This is a genomic window from Streptomyces sp. NBC_00727, from assembly GCF_045161745.1.
Classification (GTDB): Bacteria; Actinomycetota; Actinomycetes; order Streptomycetales; family Streptomycetaceae; genus Streptomyces.
Window position 1 is genome coordinate 46,572 of the sequence record NZ_CP108982.1, and the last position, 12,759, is coordinate 59,330.

At 73.1% G+C, this 12,759-nt stretch carries 12 protein-coding genes; all 12 read left to right on the forward strand.

The window, feature by feature from the left end; genetic code table 11:
• Nucleotides 1–138: 138 nt before the first annotated feature.
• The 12 genes from fabD to OG242_RS32120 all read left to right on the forward strand — a co-directional run bounded on the left by fabD (nt 139) and on the right by OG242_RS32120 (nt 12,755).
• Entirely contained in the window at nt 139–1,107 is a 969-nt protein-coding gene (gene fabD, locus OG242_RS32065) for an ACP S-malonyltransferase (protein WP_331738836.1), read from the forward strand.
• Between the two features lie 86 nt (nt 1,108–1,193).
• Entirely contained in the window at nt 1,194–1,595 is a 402-nt protein-coding gene (locus OG242_RS32070; RefSeq protein ID WP_331738840.1) for an acyl carrier protein, read from the forward strand.
• Between the two features lie 154 nt (nt 1,596–1,749).
• The gene (locus OG242_RS32075) at nt 1,750–2,517 is read left to right on the forward strand and encodes a 3-oxoacyl-ACP reductase family protein (protein WP_331738842.1); all 768 of its coding nucleotides are present in this window, start codon (nt 1,750–1,752) and stop codon (nt 2,515–2,517) included.
• A 31-nt stretch (nt 2,518–2,548) separates the two neighbouring features.
• The gene (locus tag OG242_RS32080; RefSeq protein ID WP_331738845.1) at nt 2,549–3,001 is read left to right on the forward strand and encodes a 3-hydroxylacyl-ACP dehydratase; all 453 of its coding nucleotides are present in this window, start codon (nt 2,549–2,551) and stop codon (nt 2,999–3,001) included.
• Nucleotides 2,998–4,275: a beta-ketoacyl-[acyl-carrier-protein] synthase family protein gene (locus OG242_RS32085; protein ID WP_331738848.1), complete on the forward strand. Its 1,278-nt coding sequence runs from the start codon at nt 2,998–3,000 to the stop codon at nt 4,273–4,275. Before OG242_RS32080 ends, OG242_RS32085 begins: the two co-directional genes overlap by 4 nt.
• Complete coding sequence (locus OG242_RS32090) at nt 4,272–4,688, forward strand: hydroxymyristoyl-ACP dehydratase (RefSeq protein ID WP_331738852.1); 417 nt, start codon at nt 4,272–4,274, stop codon at nt 4,686–4,688. The genes OG242_RS32085 and OG242_RS32090 overlap by 4 nt, the downstream gene beginning before the upstream one ends.
• Entirely contained in the window at nt 4,685–5,971 is a 1,287-nt protein-coding gene (locus tag OG242_RS32095; RefSeq protein WP_331738855.1) for a beta-ketoacyl-[acyl-carrier-protein] synthase family protein, read from the forward strand. Before OG242_RS32090 ends, OG242_RS32095 begins: the two co-directional genes overlap by 4 nt.
• A gap of 34 nt (nt 5,972–6,005) precedes the next feature.
• Nucleotides 6,006–8,369 carry a beta-ketoacyl-[acyl-carrier-protein] synthase family protein gene (locus tag OG242_RS32100; RefSeq protein ID WP_331738858.1) on the forward strand — a complete coding sequence of 788 codons (2,364 nt, stop codon included), beginning with the start codon at nt 6,006–6,008 and terminating at the stop codon, nt 8,367–8,369.
• A 2-nt stretch (nt 8,370–8,371) separates the two neighbouring features.
• Complete coding sequence (locus tag OG242_RS32105; protein ID WP_331738861.1) at nt 8,372–9,481, forward strand: 3-oxoacyl-[acyl-carrier-protein] synthase III C-terminal domain-containing protein; 1,110 nt, start codon at nt 8,372–8,374, stop codon at nt 9,479–9,481.
• A gap of 72 nt (nt 9,482–9,553) precedes the next feature.
• On the forward strand, nt 9,554–10,420 hold the full coding sequence (locus OG242_RS32110; RefSeq protein ID WP_331738863.1) for an ester cyclase: 867 nt from the start codon (nt 9,554–9,556) through the stop codon (nt 10,418–10,420).
• 102 nt (nt 10,421–10,522) lie between these two features.
• Nucleotides 10,523–11,509 (forward strand): aldo/keto reductase, encoded by a 987-nt coding sequence (locus OG242_RS32115; RefSeq protein WP_331739132.1) that lies wholly within the window; start codon nt 10,523–10,525, stop codon nt 11,507–11,509.
• A 37-nt stretch (nt 11,510–11,546) separates the two neighbouring features.
• Nucleotides 11,547–12,755, forward strand: coding sequence for an FAD-dependent oxidoreductase (locus tag OG242_RS32120; RefSeq protein ID WP_331738865.1), 1,209 nt, complete (start codon nt 11,547–11,549; stop codon nt 12,753–12,755).
• The last annotated feature ends 4 nt before the right edge of the window (nt 12,756–12,759 follow it).

Below are 12,759 nucleotides of genomic sequence, written 5' to 3' on the forward strand. Positions count from 1 at the left end.
AAGAGGCCCTGGTAGCCAGCGGGAATCGAGACACATTCGAGGAATGCGCCAGAGCGCGGTGCGACATTCCAGGAGTCGAGAACGCCTCGCCGACGGCTCGATGACCCACCACCCACCCCCCAGTGAGGCAGGACGGGAATGAGCGACAACCTCTTCACGATGTTTCCCGGACAGGGATCACAGCGCGCCGGCATGGCCGCCCATCTGCTTCGCGACCACCCGCGCACCGCGGGCCGCGTCCTCGCCCACGCGCAGCAGGCCACCGGGCTGCCCCTGATGGAGCTGTGCTCCACCGCGGCGGCCGAGGAGCTGGAGCCGACCGAGATCGCCCAGCCCGCCATCGTCGCCACCAGCCTCGCCGTGTACCAGGTGCTCCACGAGGAGACCGGCTTTGTGCCCGGCGCCGTCGCCGGGCACAGCCTCGGGGAGTACACCGCCCTCGTCGTCGGCGGCGTACTCGCCGCCGACGACGCCCTGCGCCTGGTGCGCCGGCGCGGTGAGCTGATGGCCGGAGTCTCGCAGCGCGTCTCCGGCGCCATGGCCGCGCTCATGGGCCTCGCGCCCGAACGGATCGACGAGATCTGCGCCGAGGCGTCCGCGCTCGGCGTGGTCGAGGTCGCCAACTACAACGAGGCCGGCCAGACCGTCGTCTCCGGGCAGGACGGGGCCGTCGCCGAGGCGATGCGGCTCGCCCTGGAGGCCGGTGCCGAACGCGCCGTGCCGCTCAAGGTCTCGGCGCCCTTCCACTGCTCCCTCATGCGTGTCATCGAGGACGAGTTCGCCGCCGAGCTGGCCCGGGTCACCTTCCGCGGCCCCCGGCTCCCGGTGTACAGCTCGGTGACCGGCACCCTGGTGCGCGACGCCGCCCACGCCCGCGACCTGCTGCGCCGCCAGCTGGCCGGCCCGGTGCGCTGGGTCGACGTACTCGCCGGCGCCGCGCAGACCGTCCCGGACGGCTACCTGGAGGTCGGACCCGGCCGGGTGCTCAGCGGCTTCGCCAAGCGGACCGCGCCCGGCTCCGACGTGCGCAGCACCAACGACGCGCGCCGCATCACCACCCTCCTGCGCGACCTGAGCCAGGAGATCACCACGGCGGCCGCCGCCTAGGCACCCGCCCCGCACCCGGCGGACCGGCCCCGGCGCCGGCCCGTACGCAACAACCCACCGAAAGGCAGCCAGCGGTGTCCGAAACTTTGATCCCCACGACGACCGACTACCTCTCCGCAGTGCAGGCCGCCGTCGCCGACGCCCTCGGCATCGACGAGGACGAGGCCGTACCCGAGGCGACCCTGCTGGGCGAGCTGGGCGCGGAGTCGATCGACCTGCTCGACATCCTCTTCCGGCTGGAGCGCACCACCAAGGTGAAGATCACCGTCGCCGACATCGCGGACCTGCTCCAGGGCGGCATCCCCGACGAGGAGTTCGGCGACGAGAACGAGGTCGTCAACGACACCGGTCTGACCCACCTGGAGAAGGTGCTGCCGCAGTTCGACCGCGGCCAGCTGACCGAGCCGCTGACGGCCGAGGGCGTGCTCGGGCTGTTCACCGTCCAGAACCTCACCGACCTGCTCACCGAGCGGGCCAAGGCCGCCTGACCCGCGCCGCCGCCCTCCGCGGCCGGTGTCCGGGCCGATGGCGTCCCGGACACCGGCCGCGGGGCCAGGGCCCTTCGCAGGGCCACCCGGCCCCGCCCGCCCCGTTCCCGGCAGAGAGTGCCGCCCATCTCCCGGCAGAAACAGGAAGAGACAGATGAAGCTGAAGGACCGCACCGCGCTGGTCACCGGAGCCTCCCGCGGCATCGGCCGGGCCATCGCCCTGGGACTGGCCGAGCAGGGCGCGGCCGTCGCCGTGAACTACCGCTCCCGCCGGGAGGACGCCCTCGCGGTGGTCAAGGAGATCGAGACGGCGGGCGGCAAAGCCGTGGCGATCGGCGCCGACGTCGCCGACCCGCAGGACGCGGCCCGCCTCGTCGAGGAGGCCAACCGCCTGCTGGGCCCCCTGAACGTGCTGGTCAACAACGCCGGCGTCAGCGACGACGGGCTGATCTACGACTCCCCGGCCGACGCCTGGCTCAACGTCATGAAGACCAACTTCGGCGGCGCCTACCACTGCACCCACGCCGTCATGGAGCAGTTCATGGCGCAGGGCGAGGCCACGATCGTCAACATCTCGTCCGCGATGGGCGAGCGCGGCTGGATCGGGCAGTCCAACTACTCGGCGTCCAAGGGCGCCCTGAACTCCTTCACCCGCTGCGCCGCCGTCGAACTCGCGCGGTTCGGCGTCCGGGTCAACGCCGTCCTGGCCGGCTTCACCCCGACCGAACTGGTCGGGGAGGTCATGCAGCGGGACGGCGGCAAGAGCATCAAGCGGCAGATCCCGATGCGCCGGTTCGCCACCGTCGAGCAGGTGGCCGCGGCCGCGCTGTTCCTGGCCGGGCCCGACTCCGGCTACACGACGGGCGAACTGCTCTGTGTGGACGGCGGGTTCTCCGCCCAGCTCGGCGTCGGCCGGCCGTGACGGGCCACGGGAACCGGGAGAAGAGACGACGATGCGATTCCATCTGATCGACAGGATCGAGACGTGTGCGCCGAACGAGCGCATCACGGCCCGCAAGGTCACCTCGGTCGACGAGACGTACTGGCAGCACACCCAGGACGGGCCCGCCATGCCCTTCGGCCTGGCGCTGGAGGCCCTCTGCCAGGCCGCCACCTGGCTGATCATGATCAGCACCGACCACCGGCTGCGCGCCGCACTCCTGGCCGTCGGCGAGGCGACCTCGCTGCGCCCCGTGCAGCCCGGTGAGGTCCTGCACATGGAGGCCAGGATCGAGTCGATGAACGAGGACGCCGCCGTCCTGGACGGCACCGTCACCGTGGACGGCGAGAAGGTGCTGGAGGTCAGCGGCCTGCTGTGCGCCCTCATCGACGCCGAACGGCTCGACGACCCCGCGAACACCCGGCGCATGGCGCACCAGCTCCAGGGCGGAGGACCGGTCGGATGACACGCGTAGCCATCACCGCGGTGGGGGCCGTCACGCCCCTCGGCAACGACGCCGACACCACCTGGGAGGGCCTGGCCACCGGGCGCAGCGGCGTCGGCAGGCTGACGACGTTCGACGCCGAGGGCTTCGCCGTACGGATCGCCGCCCAGGTCAAGGACTTCGACGCGAAGGCCGCCATCCCGGCCCGCGTCGGGCGCAAGCACCTCTCGCGCGTCGGGCAGTTCGGCGTGGCGGCCGCCTGGGAGGCGGTGCGCAACGCCGGTCTCGACGAGGTGCCGCTCGACGTGTACCCGGCCGAGGAGCGCGGGGTCTCGATGGGGGCCAGCGTCGGCCGCCCCGAGCTGCGGACACTGCTGGACATCGGGCACCTGCGGGCCACCACCGGCCGCCCGGACGCCTTCATCTGCCAGCCGCCCGCCGTGACGCTGACGGACGACCAGAACGTGCCGCTGGCCGCCATGGCCCGGATGATCGGCGCCACCGGCCCGATGATGGGCATCAGCACCGCCTGCGCCGGATCCGGGCACGCCATCGGCGAGGCGTTCCGCGCCATCCAGGAGGGCGACGCCAAGGTCATGGTCGCGGGGGGCTACGACTCCCTGACGACCTGGCTCGACATCCTCGGCTTCAGCCTGCTGGGCGCGCTCACCGACCAGCACAACGACGACCCCGAGCACGCCTCGCGGCCCTTCGACGCGGACCGCTCCGGCTTCGTCGTCGGCGAGGGCGCCGTCGCCGTCGTCCTGGAGGACATGGACACGGCCCGCGCCCGGGGCGCGACGATCCTCGCCGAGGTGCTGGGATACGCCTCCACGCTCAACGCCTACCGCATCACCGACTCGCCGCCCGACGGCTCCGGCGCGATCCAGGCCATGGAGGGCGCGCTCGCGGACTCCCGCCTGAAGACCGGCGACATCGACTACGTCGTCGCACACGGCACCAGCACGCACGGCAACGACCACTCCGAGACCGTCGCCATCAAGAAGGTCTTCGGCGACGACGCCGACGGACTGGTGGTCAGCGCCCCCAAGTCGATGGCAGGCCACCTGACATCGGCCAGCCTGGGCCTGGGCGTGCTCGCCGCGATCGGCGCCATGAAGCACTCGCTGGTACCGCCCACGGTCAACCTCGACAAGAACGACCGCGGCCTCGACCTCGACTACGTGCCGCACACGGCGCGCCCGATGCCGGTGGGCGCGGCCCTGGTCAACGCGTTCGCCTTCGGCGGCAGCAACACCAGCATCGTCATCGGCGCCGCAAAGGAGGACGCATGACCGCCACGACCGGGGCCACCGACACCGCGCCCGTCTTCGACCGCATCGAGGAACTCGTACCGGGCGACCGCGCCGTGGCCGTACGCAACGTCCCCCACACCCTGACCTTCTTCGACACCCACTTCCCGCGCCACCCGATCCTGCCCGGGGTGCTGCTCCTGGAGAGCATGGCCGCCCTGGCGAAGGCGGCCGCGGGCGGCGAGCGGGCCTGGCGCCTGGAGTCCGTACGCGCGGTGCGCTTCAAGCACTTCGTGGGCCCGGGCGACCAGGTGCGCATCACCGCCGAGGTCACGAAGACCACCGAGCAGACGACCGAGGTACGGGCCACCGCCCGGGTCGGGGACCGGGTGGTCGCCACCGCCCGCACCCTGACGCTGGCGGCGGCGGACCGGGCCGGGAAGGACACAGCATGAGCGACGGCGGACGCCGTGTGGTGGTGACCGGCATCGGACTGATGACCGCCATCGGCCAGGGCGCGGCACAGACCTGGGAGAACCTGCTGGCCGGCCGCAGCGGCATCGGCCCGCTGAAGGCGTACGACCCCGCGCCGCTGCGGACCGGCATCGGCGCGGAGATCCACGACTTCGACCCCACCGAGTGGGCGAAGCGGCGCACCCTGCGCATGCTGTGCAGGGGCGACCAGCTGGCCCTGGCCGGGGCGACGCTGGCCCTGCGCGACGCGGGCCTCGACGACGTCGGCGACCTCGGCCACCGCAGCGGGCTCTTCCTCGGCAGCAACAAGGAAATGCCCCGCATGGACGAGCTGATCGCCCAGCTCCAGGCGGTCCGGGCCCCGGACGGCACCCCCGACCTGCACAAGCTGGGGCAGTCGGCCTCCTCGGTGGTCGCGCCGCTGTTCTTCGTGGAGGGGCTGCAGCCCGCGGCCGGCTTCCACATCTCGGAGAAGTACGGCATCCGGGGCGCCAACTCCTACTTCGCCGGGACCGCCGACTCCGGCGCGATGGCGATCGGCCGGGCCATGCGGACCATCCGACGCGGCGAGGCCGATGTGATCGTGGCCGGCGGCTACGACGACGCCACCGGCTGGTGGGCCATGTCCAAGATGGACGGCCTCGGCGTGCTGTCGACGCGTACGGAGCTGGGCGCCGAGGCGTTCCGCCCGTTCGACCGGGACCGCAGCGGTTCGGTGTTCGGGGAGGGCGCGGCCCTGCTCGTCCTGGAGGACCGGGAACACGCCCTGGCACGCGGCGCGCACGTCTACGCGGAGGTCACCGGCTTCGGCTCGGGCAACGACTGCGTACGCCCGCCGAGCCCGCAGGCCCGCGCCCGCGGCCTGGCCCGGGCGATCGGGCGGGCGCTCACCGACTCCGGCAACGGCTTCGCGGACGGCGGCTACATCGCCGCCCACGGCTGCGCCACCCGGCAGGGCGACGCGAGCGAGACCCTGGCCCTGCACGACGCGCTCGGCACCAGCGCGAAGGCGGCGCTCATCAGCAGCGTCAAACCGCAGACCGGCCACCTGGTCGGCGGCGCCGGGGCGCTGAACGCGGCGGTCGCCGCGCTCGCCCTGGACTCCGGGGTCGTGCCGGCCACGCAGAACCTCCACAACCCCGCGGACGACTGCGATCTGGACTACGTACCCCTGACACCACGCGAGACCCGCCCCGGCAACGCCCTGGCACTCGCCCGCGGCCTGGAGGGCCAGGCGGTGGCCATAGCGATGGAGCGGTCCTGATGGACGCAACGCACAACCCGAAAGGAGTCGCGACATGAGCAACGGCGAGCACGGCACCGGCACTTCGCCGGACAGCGGGGCTCGGTCCCGGCGGACCGTCGTGGTCTGCGGTGTGGGCGCGGTGACGGCCCACGGCGACGACGTCACCGCCCTGTGGGAGGGCGTCAAGGCCGGCCGGTCCGCCATCGGACCCGTACGCGGCATGCCGATGGAGGGCTACGGCACCGAGATCGGCGGCGAGGTCAGCGACCCGCGCACCCCCGCCTACGACTACCTCGCCTCCTTCGGTGGAAACGAGCCGGAACCGGCCGTGGACTTCGCCCTGGTGGCCGCACAGGAAGCGATGCGGCAGGCCGGCCTCGGCGACGTGCCCGGCGCCCGCTGGGGCGTGGCCTTCGGGTCGTGCAACGGCGGGCTGCGCAGCGCCGAGAAGCTGGCGCGCCGCGCGGAGACCGAGACGTCGGGCCCGGACGACGGGCGGCACTACCTGCTGGTTTCCCCGCAGGCGATAGCGGAGGCGCTGAGCAGCGCCTTCGGGCTCCTGGGCCCCTCGGTCTCGGTCAACACCGCCTGCGCCTCCGGTGCGCACGCCATCGCGCACGCCACCGAGGCGATCGGCGCGGGCCGGGTCGACGCGATGCTGGTGGGCGGCAGCGACGCCTTCACGGAGACGGCGTTCGCCGGGTTCACCAGCCTCCAGTCGCTGTCGACGAAGCCCGCCGCCCCGTACTCCAAGGACCGCGACGGCCTCTCGCTCGGCGAGGGCGCCGGAATGCTGGTGCTGGCCGAGGAGTCGGTGGCGCGGGCCGCCGGCGCCCCCATCCTGGCCGAGGTGCTGGGCTACGGCCTGTCCGCCGACGGCTACCACGCCACCGCCCCGCACCCCAAGGGCGAGGGCGCGGCGCGCGCGATCCGCTCCGCGCTGGAGGCCGCCGGGATCACCCCCGAGGACGTCGGCTACATCAACGGCCACGGCACGGGCACCCCGAAGAACGACACGGCCGAGAGCAACGCCGTACGGGCCGCGCTCGGCGAGGCCGCCGAGTCCACCGCGCTCAGCAGCTCCAAGTCGATGGTCGGGCACCTGCTCGGCGCGGCCGGCGCGGTCGAGGCGATCGTCACCGTGCAGGCGCTGGTCGACCAGGTCGCCCCGCCGACCGCCAACTTCACGGAGCTCGACCCGAAGTGCGGCCTGGACGCGGTGCCGGACCCGGGCCGTGCGCACACCATGGACGTGGCGCTGTCCAACAACTTCGCGTTCGCCGGGGCCAACGCCTGCGTCGCCTTCGCGCGGCCGGGCAGCTCCTTCACCCCTGCCGACGCCCCGCCCCCGGAGAAGGTGGTGGTCACCGGCTTCGCCGCGATCACCTCGGCCGGGGACGGCGCGGACGCGGTGTGGGAGGCGTGGCGCGAGGGCCGGGTCCTGGGCACCGACGAGGACGGGCTGCGCGTCGCCCGCGCCGACTACGACCCGCAGAAGTACATCAGCGCCCGGGACCGGCGCCGGATGGACCCGCTCGGCCAGCTCGCCGTCGCCTCGTGCCGGGGCGCCCTGGAGCACGCCGGGCTCACCGCGGACGACCGGGTCGGCGTGGTGCTGGGCACGGGCCTCGGCCCGATGCGCTCCATCGAGGAGTTCCTGCTCCCGGTGCTGGCGGGCTGCCCCGCGCACGGCAGCCCCGCGGTCTTCCCGAACACCGTCTTCAACGCGGCGGCCGGCCAGGTCGCGATGAACGTCGGGGCGAAGGGCCCCACGTCCACCGTGACGACCGGTCACGCGGCCGGGGCGTCCGCCCTGACCGTCGCCCACGACCTGCTCCTCCAGCACCGGGCGGACGCGGTGCTGTGCCCCGCGGTGGAGGACCTGTCGCCGGGCGTCCTGGAGGCGTACCGGCAGCTGCCGCTCTTCGACTCCCCGGACTACACGCTGGCCGAGGCGGGCATCGCCCTGGTCCTGGAGCGGGAGTCCACCGCGAAGGCCCGGGGCGCCCGCATCCTGGCGGAGTTCGCCGGCCACGGCACCGCGTCCGACGCGCGGGGCATCGGCCGCTGGGACCCGCAGGGCGGCGGCGTGGAGCGGGCGATGCGCCAGGCGCTGGACCAGGCCGGTGTCGAGCCCGCCGAGCTGACCGGCATCTGGGCCAACGCGGCGGGCCTCAAGCGGGCCGACGCGCCGGAGGCCCTGGCCACCGACCGGCTGGCCGCGCCCGGCGATACCCCGGTCCACACCCCGAAGCAGGTCCTCGGCGAGCCGGCGGGCGCCGGGGCACAGCTGTCCGCGCTGCTCGCGGTGACCGGCTGGGAGCGGGGCATGGCGAGCGGGCCCGTCCTCATCAACAGCTCCTCGCTCGGCGGCACCCACATCAGCCTCGTCCTGCGTCCCGCTACGGAGAAGTGACCATGTCATCGAGTTCCGACCGCCATGTGTCCGTCCTCGCCACCGGCGCCCATCTGCCGGGCGAGCCGCTGGACAACGATGCCCTGGCCCGGATCTGCGGGCCGCTGCCCGACGACGTCCTCGAGGGCATCCAGGTGCAGCGCCGCCACTGGATGATCGACCCGGCCACCGGCAAGCACCTCACCAGCACCTCGGCGATGGCCACGGCCGCCGCCCGGCAGGCGCTGGAGCGGGCCGGTGTGGAGCCGGAGGAGGTCGACCTGATCGTCGTCTCCACGGCGAGCCCCGACTATCTGCTCCCGGTCGCCGCCACCTATGTACAGGAGCAGCTGGGCCTGGAGAGCTGCGCGGTCATCGAGGTGCGGGCCGGGTGTGTGGGCGCCGTGCAGGGCCTGGACATCGCCCGCCGCAATCTGGCCGACGGCACCTACCGCACCGCCCTCGTCATCGGCACCGAGTCCGTCTCACCGCTGCTGGCCCCGGTCTTCCTCGGCCAGGACCCGGAGCGGGTGCGGATGCGCGACCGGCTCACCGTCTACACCTTCGGCGACGGGGCGGGCGCGGTCGTGCTGCGGGCCGGCGAGGAGGGCTCCGCGCACGAGGGCAGCCGCCAGGTCTTCGCCACCCAGTCCATGGGCGGGGCGCGCAAGCCCGGCATGCTCATCGTCGGCGGCGGCACCGACGTACCGCTGGCCGAACAGCAGGGCCGCAAGCGGCTGATGGACATCAAGCTGGACATCCCCGGCACCGCCCAGTTCGGGCCGCGGGTCTTCGTACGGGGCATCCACGACATGCTGGAGCGCTCCGGGCTCGCCCTGTCGGACCTCGACGCGTGCGTGCTGCCCGAGGGCAACGCGGAGTACTTCGCGAGCGAGTACGGCACCGCCGGGCTGTCCGACGAGGACCAGGCCGTGCTGAGCAAGACCATCGTGGAGAACCTGACGGACGTCGGAGCCACCGGCTCCGCCGCCGTACCGCTCGCCCTTGACGCCGGCTGGGCCGAGGGCCGCATCCGGCCGGGCCACAAGGTGCTGCTCCTGGCGATCGAGGCCAGCCGTTACGTGTACGCGGGTCTCACCCTCACCTGGGAGGCGCCCTTCCCGGGGAAGTGATCTCCGCTTCCCCCCGGCGGCTGCCGCCCACCACCGCGCCTCGCGGGCGCCCCTACCGAGAAGGACGAAAACGTGTCGACACAGCAGATGGTGCACACCGGCCGGAGCGTGGAGGAGCGGAACAAGGAGACCATCCGCGCGGTCTTCCACACCTTCGTCAACAAGGGCGACTTCTCCCTCGTCGACAGGATCTACAGCCCGGACATGGTCGACCACCAGCCGCTGCCGGGCGCCCCCGAGGGCCTGGAGGGCGTGCGCTACACGATCGCCGGGCTGCGTGAGGGCTTCCCCGACCTGCACGTGACGATCGAGGACATCAGCGCGCACGCCGACCACGTCGTCGTCCACAACACCTGGCGCGGCACCCACCTCGGCGAGTTCCTGGGCATGGAGCCCACCGGCCGGGTCATCGAGTTCAAGGGCGTCGTCGTGTGGCGGCTGCTGGAGAACGGCCTGATCGCGGAGCGCTGGGGTGTCGGCGTCGACTCCAACATGCTCTCCGAGCTGGGCATGCGCCGGCTGGCCCCGTCCTCGCGCGGCGCGGCCCGTGCCACGGCCCGCCGCGAGGTGCGCCCCGCATCGGTCCTGGTGCCCGCCACCGAGGGTGCCGCCGCCCGCTGGAAGGCGGTCGAGGCCGAGCTGACCGGGCCGCGGCTGCGCGCGTACGAGGCGTCCCGGCGCCGGGCGGGCGTCGTCCACGAGTCCCTGACCGTGCAGGAGTTCGACGGGCGCGAGGTCGTCGTGCTGCGGGTGGAGGCCCGCGACCCGGCCCTGGCCGCGCGCCGGCTGGGCGAGTCCTCGGACGAGTTCGACTCCTGGCTGCGGACGGCGGCGCTCGACGCGTTCGGCGCCGACCCGTGGGCCGAGCTGGCCGCGCGCAAGGCCGCGGAGCCGGGTCACGTGTGGTCCTCGGTCAACAGCGAGCTCGTCCGCGACTGAAGCCGCGTCACCCCCCTTCGTACGGGACACCGTCGCTCACTGGTTCCCTGAAACTGTCAGTGCTAGAATTTTTATCGACGATAAATCCGGAAGGAACCGATGATGCGGCAACGAAAGCTCGGCAGCCAGGGGCTCGTCGTCTCCGAGCAGGGGCTCGGATGCATGGGCATGACGTTCGCCTACGGTCCGGTCGACGGCAAGGAGGCCCTGCGCACCGCCGACCGGGCTCTCGAACTCGGCGTCACCCTGCTGGACACCGCGGACTTCTACGGCCCGCACACCAACGAGGAGTTCGTCGGCAAGGTCATCGCCGGCCGCCGCGACGACATCGTCGTCTCCTCCAAGGTCGGCAACGAGGTCGCCCCCGACGGCAGCATCACGGGCCGGCTCAACGGCCGCCCCGAGTACATCCGGGGCTGCGTCGAGGGCACCCTGAGGCGGCTCGGCACCGACCGGCTCGACCTGTACTACCTGCACCGCGTCGACCCGGACGTGCCCGTCGAGGAGAGCTTCGGCGCCCTCGCCGAGCTGGTCGCCGAGGGCAAGGTGCGCCACCTCGGCATCTCGGAGGCGTCCGCCGCCACCATCCGCCGCGCCCACGCGGTGCACCCGCTCAGCGCCGTACAGACCGAGTACTCGCTGTCCACACGGGACGTCGAGCACAACGGCGTCCTCGCGACCGTCCGCGAGCTCGGCATCGGCTTCGTCGGCTACAGCCCGCTGGGCCGCGGCCTGCTGACCGGAGCCATCCGCAGCGTCGACAACCTCGCCGAACAGGACTTCCGCCGCGTCGTCCCGCGCTTCCAGGCGGAGAACCTCGCCGCCAACCTGAGCATCGTCGAACGCCTGGAGGCGCTCGCCGAGGCCAAGGGCATCACCCCCGGACAGCTCGCCCTGGCCTGGGTCCTCTCCCAGGACGTCGTCGCCATCCCCGGCACCAAGCGCGTCGGCTACCTCGAACAGAACGTCGCCGCATCCGACGTACGGCTGAGCGCCGACGACCTCGCGGCGCTGGACGCGATCGCCCCGCACGGATCGACCGTGGGGGACCGTTACCCCGCCGGCGCCATGGCCACGCTCGACGGCTGACACGCCCGCGAAACCCGAAGGTGAGTGAGTACCGACCATGGCCAACATCACGATCATCGGCGGCGGGCTGGCCGGCCTGACCGCGGCGATCGCCGCCGCCGAGCAAGGCGCCCGCGTCACTCTCCACGAGGCGCACTCCCACCTGGGCGGCCGCGCCCGCTCGGCGGACGGGCCCTACGTCACCAACGACGGCCCGCACACCATCATGAACAACGGGCCCGCCTGGCAGTGGCTCATCCAGCGCGGGGTGGCCGGCCGCTATGTGCGCCTGTCCTTCCACGAGTGGACGCGCATGCGCTTCCGCCACCAGGGCAAGCTGCGCATGACCCTGCCGCCCGGCTACATGAAGATGACGCTGCTCAAGCGGGACCGGCCCGTCCCCGTCGACCGCTCCTTCCAGGACTGGGCGAGCGAGAACTTCCCCCAGCAGACCGTCGACGAGGCCCTCGGCTTCCTCGGCCCGATCCTCTTCGACGGCGACCCGGGCCGGCTGTCCGCCGCCTTCGTCTGGGAGCGGCTGCTGCGGGTCGGCACCCCGAAGTTCCCGCTGCCCAGCCGCTACTTCATCGGCGGCTGGGGGACGCTCGTCGAGCGCATGGCCCGCGTCGCCCGCAGCAACGGGGTGGTCATCGAGACCAACTCCCGCCTGACCGAACTGCCCACGGACGGCCCGGTCATCGTCGCCACCTCGCTCGCCGCCGCCCGCGGCCTGCTGAAGGACACCACGCTGGAGTGGCCGAGCGGCACCTCCGCCCTGGTCGACCTCGCGGTCACCCGCTCCAAGAAGGACGGCAACGTCTCCTTCGACATGGACGAGGGCGGCTTCACCTCCCAGTACTCCGACCACGACCCCTCCCTCGCGCCCGAGGGCCACGCCCTCTTCCAGGGCGCGATGCCGATCCGCCCCGGCGAGAACAAGGCCCAGGCCATCGCCCGCCTGGAGAAGCTGTTCGACCTGACGACCCCGGGCTGGCAGGACCGCACCCTGTGGCGCCGCGAGGGCGTCTCGCGCGGCCGCACCGGCGCCCTGGACCTGCCGGGACTCAGCTGGCGCGACCGGCCCGCGATCGACCGCGGCGAGGGCGTCTACCTCATCGGCGACAGCGTCGCCGCCCCCGGCATCCTCGCCGAGACCTCCATCAACAGCGGACTGCGCGCCGCCGAACTCGCCCTGCGCGCCCGGCCGTCGGCCGCCCCCGCGCCCCGCGGGAAGACCGCGCCCGAGCCGTCCGCCTCCATCCTGTAACCCG